Source organism: Candidatus Marinarcus aquaticus (genome assembly GCF_004116335.1).
Taxonomy (GTDB): domain Bacteria; phylum Campylobacterota; class Campylobacteria; order Campylobacterales; family Arcobacteraceae; genus Marinarcus; species Marinarcus aquaticus.
Window position 1 is genome coordinate 379,608 of record NZ_PDKN01000001.1, and the last position, 15,879, is coordinate 395,486.

20 protein-coding genes are annotated in these 15,879 nt (G+C 33.0%); 12 read left to right on the forward strand and 8 right to left on the reverse strand.

The window, feature by feature from the left end:
- Positions 1-14: 14 nt before the first annotated feature.
- Positions 15-899: a DMT family transporter gene (locus CRV04_RS01935; RefSeq protein WP_128994933.1), complete on the reverse strand. Its 885-nt coding sequence runs from the start codon at positions 897-899 to the stop codon at positions 15-17.
- 142 nt (positions 900-1,041) lie between these two features.
- Between CRV04_RS01935 and CRV04_RS01940 the strand changes: the two genes are divergently transcribed.
- Complete coding sequence (locus CRV04_RS01940) at positions 1,042-1,392, forward strand: RidA family protein (RefSeq protein ID WP_128994934.1); 351 nt, start codon at positions 1,042-1,044, stop codon at positions 1,390-1,392.
- A 3-nt stretch (positions 1,393-1,395) separates the two neighbouring features.
- Here the strand turns inward: CRV04_RS01940 and rraA are convergent, their stop codons facing one another.
- The 4 genes from rraA to CRV04_RS01960 all read right to left on the reverse strand — a co-directional run bounded on the left by rraA (position 1,396) and on the right by CRV04_RS01960 (position 4,883).
- Positions 1,396-1,881 carry a ribonuclease E activity regulator RraA gene (gene rraA / locus CRV04_RS01945; protein WP_128994935.1) on the reverse strand — a complete coding sequence of 162 codons (486 nt, stop codon included), beginning with the start codon at positions 1,879-1,881 and terminating at the stop codon, positions 1,396-1,398.
- A gap of 124 nt (positions 1,882-2,005) precedes the next feature.
- Positions 2,006-2,596, reverse strand: a complete 591-nt coding sequence (locus CRV04_RS01950) for a hydrogenase-4 component G (RefSeq protein ID WP_228126436.1) — start codon at positions 2,594-2,596, stop codon at positions 2,006-2,008.
- Between the two features lie 79 nt (positions 2,597-2,675).
- Positions 2,676-4,601, reverse strand: a complete 1,926-nt coding sequence (locus tag CRV04_RS01955; protein ID WP_128994936.1) for a sensor histidine kinase — start codon at positions 4,599-4,601, stop codon at positions 2,676-2,678.
- Between the two features lie 57 nt (positions 4,602-4,658).
- The gene (locus CRV04_RS01960) at positions 4,659-4,883 is read right to left on the reverse strand and encodes a hypothetical protein (RefSeq protein WP_128994937.1); all 225 of its coding nucleotides are present in this window, start codon (positions 4,881-4,883) and stop codon (positions 4,659-4,661) included.
- 85 nt (positions 4,884-4,968) lie between these two features.
- Here CRV04_RS01960 and CRV04_RS01965 point away from each other — a divergent pair, with 85 nt between their 5' ends.
- The 6 genes from CRV04_RS01965 to CRV04_RS01990 all read left to right on the forward strand — a co-directional run bounded on the left by CRV04_RS01965 (position 4,969) and on the right by CRV04_RS01990 (position 10,381).
- Positions 4,969-5,895 (forward strand): class I SAM-dependent methyltransferase, encoded by a 927-nt coding sequence (locus CRV04_RS01965; RefSeq protein ID WP_128994938.1) that lies wholly within the window; start codon positions 4,969-4,971, stop codon positions 5,893-5,895.
- 76 nt (positions 5,896-5,971) lie between these two features.
- Positions 5,972-7,882, forward strand: coding sequence for a sensor histidine kinase (locus CRV04_RS01970; protein WP_128994939.1), 1,911 nt, complete (start codon positions 5,972-5,974; stop codon positions 7,880-7,882).
- A 36-nt stretch (positions 7,883-7,918) separates the two neighbouring features.
- Complete coding sequence (locus CRV04_RS01975) at positions 7,919-8,689, forward strand: hypothetical protein (protein WP_128994940.1); 771 nt, start codon at positions 7,919-7,921, stop codon at positions 8,687-8,689.
- A gap of 44 nt (positions 8,690-8,733) precedes the next feature.
- A complete protein-coding gene (locus tag CRV04_RS01980; protein WP_228126437.1) occupies positions 8,734-9,174 on the forward strand; it encodes a disulfide oxidoreductase in 441 nt (146 codons plus the stop codon).
- Positions 9,164-9,817, forward strand: coding sequence for a DsbA family protein (locus CRV04_RS01985; protein WP_128994941.1), 654 nt, complete (start codon positions 9,164-9,166; stop codon positions 9,815-9,817). Before CRV04_RS01980 ends, CRV04_RS01985 begins: the two co-directional genes overlap by 11 nt.
- Positions 9,818-9,826: 9 nt before the next feature.
- Positions 9,827-10,381, forward strand: coding sequence for a TlpA family protein disulfide reductase (locus CRV04_RS01990; protein WP_128994942.1), 555 nt, complete (start codon positions 9,827-9,829; stop codon positions 10,379-10,381).
- Positions 10,382-10,402: 21 nt separating this feature from the next.
- Here CRV04_RS01990 and CRV04_RS01995 read toward each other — a convergent pair whose 3' ends face one another.
- Positions 10,403-10,783 (reverse strand): response regulator, encoded by a 381-nt coding sequence (locus tag CRV04_RS01995; RefSeq protein ID WP_164969104.1) that lies wholly within the window; start codon positions 10,781-10,783, stop codon positions 10,403-10,405.
- 426 nt (positions 10,784-11,209) lie between these two features.
- On the opposite strand from CRV04_RS01995, the gene CRV04_RS02000 reads away from it, so the two are divergent.
- From CRV04_RS02000 to CRV04_RS02020, 5 genes are all read left to right on the forward strand, one after another.
- Complete coding sequence (locus CRV04_RS02000) at positions 11,210-11,506, forward strand: hypothetical protein (RefSeq protein ID WP_128994944.1); 297 nt, start codon at positions 11,210-11,212, stop codon at positions 11,504-11,506.
- A 61-nt stretch (positions 11,507-11,567) separates the two neighbouring features.
- Positions 11,568-11,903 carry a hypothetical protein gene (locus CRV04_RS02005; RefSeq protein WP_128994945.1) on the forward strand — a complete coding sequence of 112 codons (336 nt, stop codon included), beginning with the start codon at positions 11,568-11,570 and terminating at the stop codon, positions 11,901-11,903.
- A 5-nt stretch (positions 11,904-11,908) separates the two neighbouring features.
- Positions 11,909-12,508, forward strand: coding sequence for a DUF4405 domain-containing protein (locus CRV04_RS02010; RefSeq protein ID WP_128994946.1), 600 nt, complete (start codon positions 11,909-11,911; stop codon positions 12,506-12,508).
- Positions 12,509-12,594: 86 nt separating this feature from the next.
- Positions 12,595-13,035 carry a hypothetical protein gene (locus CRV04_RS02015; RefSeq protein WP_128994947.1) on the forward strand — a complete coding sequence of 147 codons (441 nt, stop codon included), beginning with the start codon at positions 12,595-12,597 and terminating at the stop codon, positions 13,033-13,035.
- Positions 13,036-13,096: 61 nt separating this feature from the next.
- The gene (locus tag CRV04_RS02020) at positions 13,097-14,551 is read left to right on the forward strand and encodes an NAD(P)/FAD-dependent oxidoreductase (RefSeq protein ID WP_128994948.1); all 1,455 of its coding nucleotides are present in this window, start codon (positions 13,097-13,099) and stop codon (positions 14,549-14,551) included.
- Between the two features lie 29 nt (positions 14,552-14,580).
- On the opposite strand, the gene CRV04_RS02025 is transcribed toward CRV04_RS02020, so the two are convergent.
- Complete coding sequence (locus tag CRV04_RS02025; protein WP_128994949.1) at positions 14,581-15,048, reverse strand: ferritin-like domain-containing protein; 468 nt, start codon at positions 15,046-15,048, stop codon at positions 14,581-14,583.
- A 70-nt stretch (positions 15,049-15,118) separates the two neighbouring features.
- A complete protein-coding gene (locus CRV04_RS02030) occupies positions 15,119-15,862 on the reverse strand; it encodes a hypothetical protein (RefSeq protein ID WP_128994950.1) in 744 nt (247 codons plus the stop codon).
- Between the last annotated feature and the right edge of the window lie 17 nt (positions 15,863-15,879).

The window sequence follows — 15,879 nt, forward strand, 5'->3', positions numbered from 1 at the left end:
ATCGTACAAAAGACTCATTTTTTCTCCAATTTTCGTATAAACAGACCCGAAAGAATCAGTACCAATGCCAACCAAGCAGAGGTTGATGGCAGTTTTTTAAAAAATACCCATGACCAAAAAATAGCAAATATGGGTATTAAATAAGAGACTTGCGACATAAATTGTACACCGACATTTTGAACAAGTTGCACACGTATGAGTGAAGCCAATGCTGTAGGAAAAATAGCTAAATAGACCACACTGATAAGGGAGAAGTTCAAAATGGTATGACTATTTATATCATATAAAAATAAAAAAGGCAACATGGAAAGTGTGGCTGTTAAAAACATGGAACTGGAACAAACCACTGTTGGTAAATAAGAGACTCTTCTCAGTAATAATCCTGATCCAATATAACCTAACGTGGCTCCCAACATAGCAAGTTCACCTTTTAAACTGTCGTGGCGTTGATTGAGAAAATCATGCCCTAACAGTATGAACACACCTAAAAAACCAAGAATAACACCAATGAGTTTAAGCAGAGTAAACTTTTCATCATGGGTAATGTAGTGTGAAAGTATAAGTGCAATAAACGGCCCTACGGCTAACATAATAGCAGCCGTACTTGCCGAGATGTATTGTTGTCCCCAGGAGATAAGAAAAAAAGGCAAGGCATTGTTTAAAATGCCCACACAAATAAGAATGGTCCAACTCTTTGAATCACGTGGAAAGTGAAGTTGTTTGACTCTCATCACAGCCAATAAAAAGAGTGTCGCGAAAAAAATTCTAAAAAAAGCAATGATAAAAGGATCATAGGTTGTCAGTGCCATCTCAACAGCGATAAAGGCACTTCCCCATATTGCTGCTAAAAGCAGCAGTCCAAAATAGTGTATGAGTTGGGGTGTTTTGATGTTATTCATGTGTTATCTTTTTGCAATTGTAAAGTGCTATTGTATCGCTTTTAGGTAAATTGAAATTTAAATATCAATTTAAATTTTATAATGAGTTTTAGTTTAATAAATCCATGCTATGATAATAGATTAATTCAGTAAAGGAGTCTTCATGATTGATCGAAAAATAGTCGGTACTCGCATGAGTAAAATTGTTGAACACAATGGTGTGATTTATTTTGCTGGAATTGTTCCTACAGATAAATCAGGGGATGTTCAAGAACAGACCAACGAAGTTTTGAAAATTGCACATGAACTGTTTGAACAAGCCTCAACCAATAAAGAGTCATTGTTACGTGCTGAAATCTATTTAAAAGATATTGACAGAGATTTTAAAGCATTTAATGAGATTTGGGATTATTGGGTTTCAAAACAGAACCCTCCTGCTCGTGCGTGTGTACAAGCAGGAATGTCAACTCCTGATACGTTGGTTGAAATTGTATTTACAGCCGTAAAAATATAAAGCTTACGAAATCAGTGGTTCATTGCACACAATCACCCCATCTTCATCGGCATAGAGGTAATCACCTTGGTTAAAGGTTACTCCTCCAAAACTGAGTTGGTCACCTCTTGATGAGTTGGTCTTTTCAAAGTTTCTTAATGGGCATGTACCTATGGCATAAAGTCCCACTTCAATATCTTTAGTGTGTGCAACGTCTCGCACATATCCATTAAGAATAATCGCTTTCCAGTTGTTGTTTTTTGCAAAGGCCATGAGTTTATCTCCCACAACCCCATAAAAGTATTGTGCATTGTCTACCACAACCACGCGTCCTTGTCCATCTTCATCACGAAGCATCTCTAAAAGTCTCCAGTTGCTTTTATCAAGTTTTACTGTTACAATCTCTCCGGCACACTTTTTAAGTCCACCGTAGTTTTTAAATTCGCTTGAAAGTACTTGTATTTTTTTATTTTGGTTATCATCGCATAAATCTGCAGTTTCAAATTCCATATTACTCCTTTATAATTTGTTCTTGTCTGGCTTAAAAAGGATTATATATGAGAAGAGTGTATAATTTATGTATAAGGTTTATTCAAAGAGTTTTAATTAAAAAACTCTTTCAAAGTGTTACTTTTTAATTCGTTAGTGAGGCTATTTTTTCATCAATGAGTTGAAGAGTACGTTCTTGTGTTTGGTAAGAAATCTCTGGCAAAGTTCCGCCAAAGAGCTTTTTGGCCTCTTCAAAGCCTTGAACAATCCCTTCACGACCTTTTTGTAGCAGTTCGATATCATCGCCTGAAAATGAGAAGACGAAGTTGGCTACTCGGTCAGATGTTTGAGTTACCCCAAAAAAACCATCCTCACTGATTAATTCATTCGCTTCATCCGTGGTTAGTTCTGTGATGGGTTTCCCTTCATAACCAATATTGGATAAGCTCATACCACTTTGTGTGGTATTGCCTGAGAGAAAATCAAGCACTTCTCGGTTGTTTTGTGAAATGGCACCTTGTACAAGGCTGTTTCCTTTAGACATATCCGATGCGTTGATGGTGTACAGAATAATTTGTGCATTCATGGACAACGTCACATTAAATGCAGAATCTTCAACGGTATCTTTAATACTTTTTTTCGGAACATCTCGGTCATATTGGTCTGCTTTTATGGAAGCATTCTTTTTATAGGCATTTATCTCTTGTGCGGCTGCACTGTTGTTTATATTAATCATGGCAAAGCCTTTGTATTATTTGTTTCTATTATACATTTCTTAAAGTTAAATAAATATTAGATAAGAAAATTAATTATATTTAACTGTTTTTATTTCCAAGTGGAAGTCGAATCTCAAAATAAGCACCTTGGTGCTCTTGATGGTTATAAAGATAGGTTCTATTTGATACTTTTATTTCGCCTTCCATATTTTTTTGAATGATTTCCTGACACATATAAAGCCCAATTCCCGTACCTTGTGATTTGTGTTTGGTGGTAAAATAGGGCTCAAAAATACGCCCAATGATCGCTTCAGGTATGCCTCCTGCATTGTCTTGAATACCTAAAACGGCCTCGTTATTCTCTTCTTTGAGCGTAATGAAAATGAGTTTATTAAAAGAGCTGTGTTTTTTAATCAGTTCATCGCGTGCATTATTTAAAAGGTTGATAATGACTTGTATGAGCTCATTTTGGAAGTTATATATTTCTATACACTCTACATCTTGGATGATATGTATCTCTTTATTTTTAAATTGTACCCAGACCAATGAAATGGCTTGTTCAATGCAAGTGCAAACATTAAAATGGTTCTTCTCTTTATTGACTTTAAAAAAGTTTCTAAAATCATCAATGGTGGTTGAAAGGTATTGTGCCGATTTATTAATGGTACTAAGACCTTCTAAAATACTTTCATTGGTTAAGATTTTTAACTCTTGTTGTATTTGCATGCCTGTTGCAGAGGTGGTGATAGTTGAAAGAGGTTGCCTCCATTGGTGTGCAATGTTTCCTATCATCTCTCCCATAGCAGCCATTTTTGATTGTTGAGAAAGCAATGTTTGTTGATTTTGATTCTCTTCTAAGTGCAGTTGTATCTCATTGGTGTAGTTTTTAAATTTGGCCTGTAACATCTTTGAAAAGTAAAAAGAGAGCATTAAAAGAATAATTGTAACGAGTAAACACAGTTGAGTGATATTACGGATATTGTTTTTAAACTCTTTATCTAAAAGCGCTTTTTTATTCTCTATTTCAATATTTAAATCATCGGTATAAAAGCCTGTACCGATCATCCATTGCCAATCGGATAATCCTTTGACAAAACTGATTTTCTCAATAGGTTTATCGTTATTGATTTTTTTGGTTTGAATATAGGTATAAAATCCTGAACCTTGTTTGGCAATTTCAATGAGATCATTGATTACATTATCAACATCAACCACATCTTTATTTTCTGCAGCAGACTTTCCAATAAAATAGGGTCGTATATGACTTAAATAGGTGCTGTCATAATTTAATACAAAAATATACCCATTTTTACCAAAACGTATGGCTTGGATGTGTTCTAAAAGACGTTTTTGAATCTCTTGTTCAAAATCTTCTATGTATTCACCCGTACCAATAAACCAGTTAAAAGGTTTGAAGTTTTTGTAGTATCCCACTTTTCTTTTTTGTTCGCTTTTATCATTGGGTTTAAACCAATACCACTCATAAAAGAGTTCATCTTGGTGTGCAAGTTTTTTAATGACATCTTGAATGATATATGAACCCTTGGCATCTTGATGATTAAGTAGGTTTCTTCCTTCAAGATGAGGCGAGTAGGGTAAAAGGACATTTTTTCCTGATTTTTCATAGATAAAAAAGTAACCTCTACCACTGTTAAAAGTAATTGGGCGTATGGCCTCTTTAATGAGCTTTTTAACATCATCTTCACTTCGGTGTCGGTTTTCATTATAAATAGCCATTGCTACTGCATGAGCGTTGTGTAATGCTTCATGCAATGACTCTTTTAAATCTTTTTCTGTGTTGCGTCGTTCACGTTTTATAAACTCAAATACAGAGTTGACTTGCTCTTGAATAACTTGTTTATTTTTTTCAATGTATTGAGATTTGAGTTTGGCTTTTTCTTGTTGAAAAACGACATTATTCTGAAAATAAAGAGTTGAAATGATAATGATTGAAAGCAGAATAATAAATGCTGAGGGTACATATTTGATCAGTTTGAGTATGTGTTGTTCATTTTTAAAAATCATTACAGAGCCTCTTTTCGATGAGACATTGTAACAATTTATGCTTTAAAAGAGAATAGGTTATTTAATGACACGTACCTCTTTGATGTATCTGTCCATGCCATAAGGGTCTGTAATCATAAAAATATATTCGTTGCCTTCGATGATCAGTTTGGCATTGGTTGCAATCTCTATGCTCTCTTCACCGTTGAAGTAATCACGGTTTTGGTATTGAATCGTATAGGTTTTATCGGTACTGAGATTGAGTTGAGATAACTCCTCTTTTGTGTGTGCTGTAAAGCCCATCGTATTCCTTTTTTTTGATTTGGAACATAATGGTATCTAAACTATCTGTAAAAGAGTTTAATCAAGAGTGCACTATACTTCTGTTATGAGAAGATTTACAACGCAAACACTTTATGAGATTACCACCACATTAGAAGCACAGTTGCGCCACTTAAGTGTTCATGAAACATTCAGTTTTGAAGTACTTAACCCAGATTTATATGTGGGAGTCTACAGTGGACAAAGTGTTACAATCAACACTGAAGTCTATATTTACAGAAATTATCACAACTGGATGAATTTGGCACAAGCGCTGTTTTGCAGTATGCAAACTCCTGTAAAAGTGAATGAAACTTTGGTGTGTTTAACATTTAAAAAACTGGATATGAATAAAAGTTTTCATCAGCAAACGGTCGATGTAGAGCAAAAGTATGGAGACACTTCTGAGTTTTCAAACATCCATAAAAATGAAGAGAGCTCTTTTTTATTGGCCTATAAACATGCCTTACATTTAGCTAAAGTCAAACAACGAGTACGAATTTTAAATTTGGGTATCAATCAAGGCGATGAGTTTGAAGTGATTTTAAATATCGTAAAAGAGAGTTCACATATAGAACTTGTAGGTATTGATTATTGCCAAAGTGCCATACAAAAAGCCCAAACAAAATTTTTTCAACCCAATATGCATTTTTATGCACATGACATCAATACTTTAGATGAGCTTGCTTTGGGGCATTTTGATTTGATTATCTCTGTAGGAACTTTGCAAAGCACCAGCATTAATTTTAAAGAGGTCTTTATGTCTTTAATTCAAAACTATCTTCAAAAAAATGGTGCCATAATTTTGGGTTTTCCCAATTGTCGTTGGAGTGATGGTGCAATGATTTATGGAGCAAAAATGCCCAATTATGAATTCAGTGACATGAGTCTGTTGATAAAAGACATCTATTTTTGTAAAAAATATTTGCAACAAAAAAAGTACCGAACCTATTTAAACGGTAAAGAGTATATCTTTTTAACGGGCGTGAAATGATTTATGAGCGTTATTATGTAAAAGCTATGTAAAGTTTTACAAAATCAATGATATAATTATTTTTTAAAGGATAGCTTTGTTAAAAGAGAATGAGACTAAACTGCTGAATTTTATTAAATTTTCACCCCTTATTTTTATTTCGATTATTGCAGTTATTATTAATATTTTAATTTATGGCCAAAATCAAATTCACTTTGAACAAGAGGTTAAAAAAGCCCAAAAAGATTTTATACATACCCAAAAAATTATTGTAAAAAATCATGTTGAAACAGCCTACCAAGATATCATTAATGAAAAAAACAGTATTGAACAACGCCTTAAAGAGCAAATAAAACAGAAAGTGTATGAGGCGTATGCCATTGTCGAAAATCTCTATGCGCAACATAAACATGAAGGACAAGAGCATGTGCTCAAAATCATCAAAGATGCTCTGCGAAACATACGCTTTAATGATGGACGTGGTTATATCTTTATTGATCATGTCAGTGGTGTTAAGATTTTACAACCCATTCATCCACAATTTGAAGGGCAAAATTTTCTGCACTTTAAAGACCCCAAAGGGTATGAGTTTGTACAAACCATTGCTAAAACAATTAAAAACAATGAAGAGCGATTTGACTCATATTACTGGTATAAACCTGATAATAAAGAACAAATTTTTAAAAAAATCAGTTTTTATAAAACTTTTAAGCCTTTAGATTTTGCCATTGGAGCAGGAGAGTATATTGATGATTTTACCAATGAATTAAAAGAGAAGATTCTGCATAAATATATCCATAATAAACGACAAAATGACAACAATTATCTTTTTATTATTGAATATAATGGCATCTATTTGGCACATATTAAACAAGAGTATGTAGGGAAAAATAGAATGGCACTCACTGATAAATATGGCAATAAAATCACCCAACTTATCATCAATACGGCCAAAGAAGGGGAAGGGTATGTTCGCTATTTTGGTACGATCATGCCACAAACAGGTAAACCAGCTATGAAAACGACTTTTGTAAAAGGGTTACAAGAGTGGGACTGGGCGATTGCTGCAGGGTTTTATGATAAAGAGTTACAATTGTTGCTGCAACAAAAAGAGAATGAGCTTATTGAAAAAAACAAACAATACATGAAAAAAATCTTTTTTGTTAGTTTGGTTTTAACGGCGATTTTAATTCTGATTACGATTTATATCTCTAAGATTTTAAGAAACTCTTTTTTTGAGTATAAACAACAAATCATCAAAGGAATCAATGAAAATAAAGCCAAAGATAAACTTCTGTATCAACAAGCCAAAATGGCAGCCATGGGAGAGATGCTTGCAAATATTGCGCATCAATGGAGACAACCATTGAGTTTGATCTCATCCGTGGCAAGTGGTATGAAAGTACAAAAAGAACTTAATATCAGTAATCAAGACGATGAGATTAAAGCATATGATGCAATTTTAAAACATGTACGATACCTTTCAACTACGATTGATGATTTTAGAAACTACTTCAGACCCGATAAAGAGAAAACACGAGTGCAAATTCGTGAAGTTTTTGATAAAACCTTTCAACTCATTGATTTAAAAAGCAGAGGTATTCGTGTGATTCAACACATTCAAGATGTTGAGTTAAAGACTTTAGAAAATGAACTTATTCAAGTATTGATTAATATTTTAAATAATGCCAAAGATGCCTTACAAGATAAGCGTGAGAAAATTATTATTATTAATGTTGAAGTACAAAACAACTTATTAATCATCTCTATTCATGACAGTGCAGGGGGTATTGATGAAGCAATACAAAACCGAATTTTTGAACCCTATTTTACGACTAAACATAAAGCACAAGGTACAGGAATTGGGCTATATATGGTTGAAGAGATATTAACACGACACATGGGTGCCAATATTGAAGTGAAAAACTCTGAATTTGAGTTTGAAAATACGACATACAGTGGTGCAGAGTTTATTATTACTTTTAATTTAGATGATAATAAAGCGTAAATTTTATACAATACAGACAAACCTAAAGGCATTGTATTGAAAAAAGATTTTACGGCAAAAGATTTTGACACTGTGTATTTTATGACTTCAGGTCATGAAAATCACGAATTGCTTAAAGCCAAAGAGTATCTCAAAGAGATACAAATGAGCTTTAATATCGGTGATGTAAATGATTCTTTAGATAACTTTACTGATGAAAAAACACTTTTTGAAATCTACAAAGAATCCGTTTTTTCTGCAAACAGTTTAGCATTTTTAGAACAAATTAAATACATGACCTCTTCTGACGGTCTTAATACAACGTTTGTTGAAAAAGCATCTTTTAATGGTAATGAACAAGATAATTATATTTTCTTAGAGCGTAACTTAATTAATCATGCAAAAGAGTTTATCACTGCAATTTGGGATTGCTGTTTATTGCTTAAAATGGCTCATGCTAAAAAAGAACACTCATATTTAATGGATGCTTTTAATAGACTCTTTGCACAATTGACCAAAGAGAAAACGGGGGATGAAACCCATTATAAAAAGCATGAGGATGCTTTGGATATGATTTGTGAACTGGTACTTTTTATGCAGACTTATATGAGTGATTTTTTGATTTTTGCAATCAAAGCAAAGGTGAGTTTTTCCAGTAAAAAAAAACTTGAAATGGCGAATAAAAAGTTTGCAAAGACAGTGTTGAAATCCACAAAGATTGCGTACAGACACCAACTCTTTGAACAAATTCGAAGCAAAAATTATCAGCTTTTGTTGAAACTATTGATTGATCAAAAGAACAATGAATTGCGTCTAAGTGCACAATAAATACACACGAATTTGCTACAATCATGAAAAAATAAAGGAGATGTTTGAGTACTTCATCTAAAATTTTACCCCTGCGGGCAGTGTTATTCATGTTTTTTATTTCTTTGATTGCAACACTGGGAAGCCTTTTTTTCAGTGAAGTCATGGAGTTTATCCCTTGCAGTATGTGTTGGTATCAACGTATTTTTATGTATCCATTGGTTTTGATTTTTTTAGTTAATTTGCTTTATCCAGATGATACGCTTTTTAAATATGCATTTCCAGTGGCTTTTACTGGCTTTGCTTTTTCTGTATATCACAACTTATTAATGTTTGGAATTATTCCAGAAAAAATTGTACCTTGTATTCAAGGCGTGCCTTGTTCAACACGATATATTGATTGGTTTGGTTTTATTACCATTCCATTTTTATCATTAATGGCTTATGGTGTCATTATTATCACACTGATTTTATCTTATAAAGGAGTTTTAAAAAATGAAAAATAAAAGTGTAGTTATTTTTGCTTTGGTTTCTGCCATAGCTATTTTTGTTGCAGCCACATTGGCGTATAATAAAGTTAAATCTGATAAAAAAGAGGAGTTAGCCGTTACTGATCCCAATGCAGTTCCGTATGTACGAGAGCACTCTATGAGTTTAGGAAAAAATGAAAAAAATATTACTGTGGTGGAGTTTTTAGATCCTGAGTGTGAGTCGTGTGCGATGTTCTCTTCAGTTGTGAATAAAGTGTTATATGATTATGGTGATGAAATTAAGTTCGTGGTCCGATATTTACCAAATCATAGAAATTCAGCGTATGTGGTGCGTATTTTAGAAGCCGCACGAGTACAAGGAAAATATAAAGAGACTCTGCAAGCGGTGTTTGATTCTCAACCACAATGGGCAAATCACAATAATCCACAATTGCATCTTATTTGGAGTGCATTGGTCAATGTGGATGGGTTGAATTTAGAACAATTAAAAGCAGACATGAATAACGACACTTGTGAAACCATCATGCAGCTAGATATTGAAGATGCAAATACATTAGGTGTTCGAGGAACTCCTACTATTTTTGTCAATGGAAAAGAGCTTGAAACATTAAGTTATCCAGCATTTAAAATGTTGTTGGAAAATGAAATTTATAAGTAGGAGAAAAATATGAAAAAAGTTTTAGTGTCACTGTTCCTTGCATTTTTTGTTATTTTAATGGCAGGGTGTGAGAGCGAAACCAAACAGGCACAAGTCGTACAAAAAAGTCCAAACAAACAGGAACGACTGGAACCTTTGACTTTAAGAACGGTTGAAGGGAAAAGTATTCGTTTAAATCTGGATAATAAGATTTTAATCTCGGATGACTTAAAAGGAAAAGTGGTGCTTGTAAACTTTTTTGCTACGTGGTGTCCACCTTGTATTAAAGAGATCCCTACTTTTAATGAACTCTATGCAAAGTATCCTGATAAGTTTGAAATCGTTGCAGTTTTGTATGAGCGAAATAAAGATATGGAGGAGTTAAAAGCATTTATAAAAGAGTACAATATTAAGTTCCCTGTAACTGTAGGAGAGAATAACTTTATTGCTGCAAAAATGTTTGGAAATGTGCAAAAGATTCCAGAGTCATTTGTTTTTTCACCGGAAGGTTTTATGCTTCAAAAGTTTGTGGGTGTTATAAATGAAAAGGCGCTTGAAGGATTTATAACCGGTCAAGTAGAGTAAAAAAGAGAGGCAACTCTCTTTTTATTTTTTCATGTCTTTAATCAGTGGCTCTAGTTTTGCTTTAAGTGTCTCTGCACTAAAAGGTTTAACAATGTAGTTGTTTACACCGCTTTTTAAAGCAGTAACAACTTCTGATTTACCACCTTCAGTTGTAATCATTAAAATAGGTGTGTTTGCGTATCTAGGAAGTGTTCGTAAGTTTTTAACTAACTGCAACCCATTCATTTTTGGCATATTCCAGTCTGTTAATACCAAATCATACTTTGTTGACTTTAATTGTCCTAAAGCATCCATTCCGTCAACTGCTAATCCAATATAATCTTCATCAATTCCAATCTGTTTTACAACACTTGAAATGATTCTTCTCATTGTTGAACTGTCATCAACTATCATCACTTTTATATTCATTTCTGTTCCTACTGGAAAATAAATTGTTTGTTCAACATTATACAGAACAAACCTTTTGTTTCTATCAATTAAATATTATACCATTATATTATTTAAAAACTTAATAATAATATTATTTTTTTCTAAATTTTTTATTTTTTGAGTAAAAGCATAAAAAAAGGGACAATGTTATTGTGTCCCTTCTTTTTTATTAAGTAGGAGAAGACGACCTTTGTAATGTGCCCATAATTCAGTAAACAAAAAGCTAAGGAGAAACTTTTTATATTAAATTATTTACAAAAGTTTGTCATCATTTTGAAAGATGTAAAAAAATTTTATCAAAATAGGATAAAAATTGTCTTAAATAAAAAATATAAATAGTTTATTTGATTTTATGCACCATAAAGAACTTTTGTGGAAAAATAAAAAGAAGGAGCACGTATGGAAAACAGTATATTGATAATTTTACTTATATTGACTTTTGTGATTTTGTTATTTTTATTTAAAAGTAAAAATGTGCAACAAACCAAAAGTGCCGAAGATAAAAAACATGAAATTGTATTGAGCTTTAAAAAAGAGATGCGTCATTTTTTAGAACAAAACAGTAATAACGAAACTCAAAACTTGGCTCAACTTAAAACAGAATATTTAAAACAAATCCATACAAAACTGCATAACAATATCTATTTTACTGATGCAGAGGTGAAAAAAATAATTCAAGAACTTGCTTTGATGTAGTTGTTTAAAATCTATTTATAGGATATAATAACTATAAGAAGTTAAATAAAAGGAGGATGTGATGAAACTGTTAGGAATTACAATTGATTTTAATGATAGAAAAACATGTGGATTGCTTCCTGAATTGTGTTTACAATGGGATGAAAAGTATGAAGAACTTGAAGATAACCGTGAATTGATAAAATATTGGGAAAAAAATATTACGCAAGTACTTGAACAAACAGAAAAAATTGTATGTGGAAATATTGGTACCAAATCGATTGTCTACTCTGCTGATGCAGATGCTATTAGTGTCATAGATTCTGTTTTTAAAGAGTTTAAACTTGACACTATTGAGTATGATGATATTATGAAATGTGAACATTGTTTAAAATATGACTATATAGCGAACAGTTAAGCGTGATGAAAAAATTTATATCACTGTTGATGCTTTGGTGTATGTTGATGATGACATACACTGGAGTCATGCTTTTTATTGCACCGGAAGGGCGCGTGGCATACTGGTCAAACTGGAGCATGTTTGGTTTAGACAAAGAGCAGTTTGGAGATCTTCACGTTACTTTTATGGTGTTGTTTGTTTTTACAACCGTGTTTCATATTGCTTACAACATAAAACCCATGTTTTCGTATATGAAAAATAAATACAAAGAGTTTATTTTTTTTAGCAAACCCAACATAGTTGCCTTAGCAATAACGGCATGTTTTCTTATAGGTACTTTGTTTGTCAGCGTGCCATTTTCATACGTATTGCAGCTAGAAAAAAATGTTAAACACTATTGGGCAGATACTTTAGGACGCCCACCATATGGACATGCTGAGCTCTCTTCTTTACGTCAATTCTCTAAACGTATGGGTTATGATGTAAAAGAGGTTATCCAAGTGTTTAAAGAAAAGGGTATTGTTATAGATACTCCCAATACCAATTTAAAAGAGATTGCACAAAAAAACAGTACCACTCCCGCAAAGTTGTATGATATTTTGTTTGAAGCATTGGAAATGTAATAAATTCAAGATTTTTCTTTGAGATTAATGACTCTTTAACTAAAAATAATATACTCTACGGTAACAAATTTCGAGGTTTTGCTTAGATGGAAAAAATTAATACGGTTGGACAATTAAAGTTAGCTTTTTTAGATATGTGGAAAGAGATATCTGATGAAGAGACTCAAGCGTTATTAACTTATGATAAACTATTAAACATTGAAAAACGATATAAAGATGTAGTAACGGAAAGTTTTCCTATTGAAAAAATAGTATTGGTATTTCACGCTTATGCATCGATTGCTTATCTCTCTGCAGAACTGATTGTTAATGCAAAAATCTACTTGGACAATAAAAAAGAGAATTATATTCTTTTAGCCAGAAAGCAAACAGAAAACTCTTTTCAATTCTCAATTGTTTACTCCAATATCAAAGAACTAAGTTCTCACCCTGGATTAGGTATCCCTATTGATAATATGATTGGCTACTTAGAAGGTGATTCTCCTTTAGACTCATTAAAAAACTACTATAACGAACAAACAAAATAGCTTTTTATAATATTAATTAAAAATATATTATCATATTCTATAAAGAGAGTAAGGAGCATGTATGAGTGAAAAATTGAAAAAGAGTTTTGAACTGTTTGAAGATGCTTTACAAAAAGAGGGCTTATCAAGACGAGATGCGATTAAAATGCTTGCAATGTCTGGTCTGTTAGCAACCACGTCAAGCAGTGCCAATACACAACTCAATGCTTCTGGTATAAAAGTCAAAATTGTGATTGTAGGAGGAGGTTTAGCTGGTGTTTCAACGGCTGCACGACTTAAAGCTGCTTCAGATGCATTAGATATCACTATTATAGAACCCAATGCAAATTCTGTATCGTATCAAGCAGGAAATACCTTTATAGGGACAGGGTTATATGAGAAAAAAGATGTGATGTATCGTACACAAGATTTCATACCACGAGATGTTGAGTTTATTCAAGATAAAGTAATGGAATTTTTCCCTGATAATAATCAAGTCATTACCAAAAATAAACAGGTTATTTCGTATGACTTCTTGGTGGTATCAGCAGGTGTGAAACTGGACTTTTCTCAAATTAAAGGTTTAGAAGCTTTAGGTGATATGTACACGCTTGAAGAGAATGAGAAACTTATTCAACATTTGGAAGGTTCAGGTGCAAGTACGGTTTACAATATCAATACAGCTGTTCAAACTTGGAAAAACATGCAAGCAAGCATTGAACAAGCCAAACAGGGTAAACAGATCAATGCAGTGTTTACACACCCTCATACGGCCATTAAGTGTGGGGGAGCACCTAAAAAAATCATGTATTTAATGAACTCCAGACTCAATGAAGCAGGTGTTAGAAAAAATGCAGATTTAACTTTTTATGCCAATTCAGGGAAAATGTTTGTGGTTAAAGAGTATGAAGATGCCATCATTAAACAGTATAAAGCTCGAAACATGAAGTGGAATTTAAAACACAACTTACAAGAGATTGACCTACAAAACAAAGTTGCCATTTTTGATAAGTTTTGGGACGAAAAGGGTGCGTATGATGAAGACTTAGAAGAGTATGAGATGGTAACAAAACATGAAAAAGTTGAAGTTCCTTATGACTTTTTACATTTCACACCACCAATGATTGCTGCACCTGAGATTGGAAATTCTCCGATTGGATCAAGCAATGGTTGGGTTCCAGTGAATCAAAAAACACTGCAACATGTTAAATACAGTAACATTTTTGCGTTAGGTGATATTGCAGCTGTGGCTTTAGGAAAAACAGGAGGAAGTGTTCGAAAACAGTATAAAGTTGTTGCAGAAAACCTACTTGCAGCTATTGCAAATAAAGAGTTGACAGCTGAGTATGATGGTTATACGGTTTGTCCTATCATTACAGATATTGGTAAAGTAATGCTTGCAGAGTTTGATTGGAGCATGAAACCCACACCGTCATTTCCATTAGACCCAACGCAAGAGCGATATATCTGGTGGATTATGAAAGCCTATTTATTAAAACCAATGACGCAGTATGGAATGTTAAGAGGGAAAATATAAAAGAAGTAAAAAGGGAAATCCTTTTTACTTTAAAACTCGGCGCTTCCTACCCAGTTTTGTGGTGCTTGAATAAATGAAAGAATATTCTCTAGAACCTCTTTGTGTTTCATCTCTTCTTGCGCAATTTTAAGGAAAATGATTCTTTCTTGTTCATCTTCAAGTTCATTGGCTTTATTTAAATAGAAGATATAAGCATCGTCTTCTCGTTTAATAGCCTCTTCATAATACTCAACTTCATCTGCTTGAAAGCTTGCATCTGGTTGTTCTTCACTGAGTGTTTCAAAAATTGTTTTTGTATCTGTCATAATATCCATAGTATCAGCATCAACATTCTCTTTATCAAGCATGTTTTTAAAGACTCTATAGTGTTTTACTTCTGCATCTGCTAAAAGGGTAAATACCTTCTTCAAACCCTTGTTGGGAGCTTTAGAAGCTAATTCTCTGTAGTATGCCTCACCATCTTTTTCAACTTTCATAGCGTATTCGTATACATTCATAATTGCTCCTTTTTATTTGTTATTAATATTAGCAAAGAAACAATATGAATGTCAACATTTTTGTTATTTTTTATTCATAAGAGGTGATGGTGGGTGGGAAAGTTGAAAATGAGTTTTTAATCGCTTGTGTGATGGCATTTTTATATTTTGGATTTTCTATGGGGTTAGAAAATTGAAGTCTCTCTTGTGACCAATCTTGAGTCTTCTCTTTTTTATAAACAAAAGCAACTTTTTTTCCCAGTTTAACGCTGTTTTCATAGAGTGCTTTTGCGTAGTCAAAGATATAAGGGAACTCTTTAGAGTTGATTTTATCTCCCCATGCAAAAAAGACAAACTTGCCACTTGGAATAAGGTTTTGCGCATCAAGGTACATGATGTCTCGTTCAAACTCAGTGTTAAGCGTTGAGTAATACTTCTCTAAATCATCATTAAATTTCATTAACAGTTGTGAAGCATCGATGTTTTTTTCATTAAGATTAAAAAGATTTCGAATCTCTACAATTTTTCCTTCACACCCAGTGATGGCATTTTTAAATACGGTGATGGCATTTTCAATTTTGACTTCGACCATCTCATCCCATGCATCAAAATCTTGATACAGTAAAAAAGCGTTTGAATCATACCCTACAGGAGTGACCACGGGATTGTAGAAAAAAACAGTACCCGCAATGTGTTTCTTTCTTGTTTTATTGGTTTTGAGCATCTGCTTTAAATCATTTGCAGTAATCTCTTCATCGTCTTGATTAAAGTAGAGGTAACTTGATGTTAAAAAAACCTCTTCATATTTTGTATGAAATGTTCCAAAATATTGCATTAAAAGCCTTTGTTTTA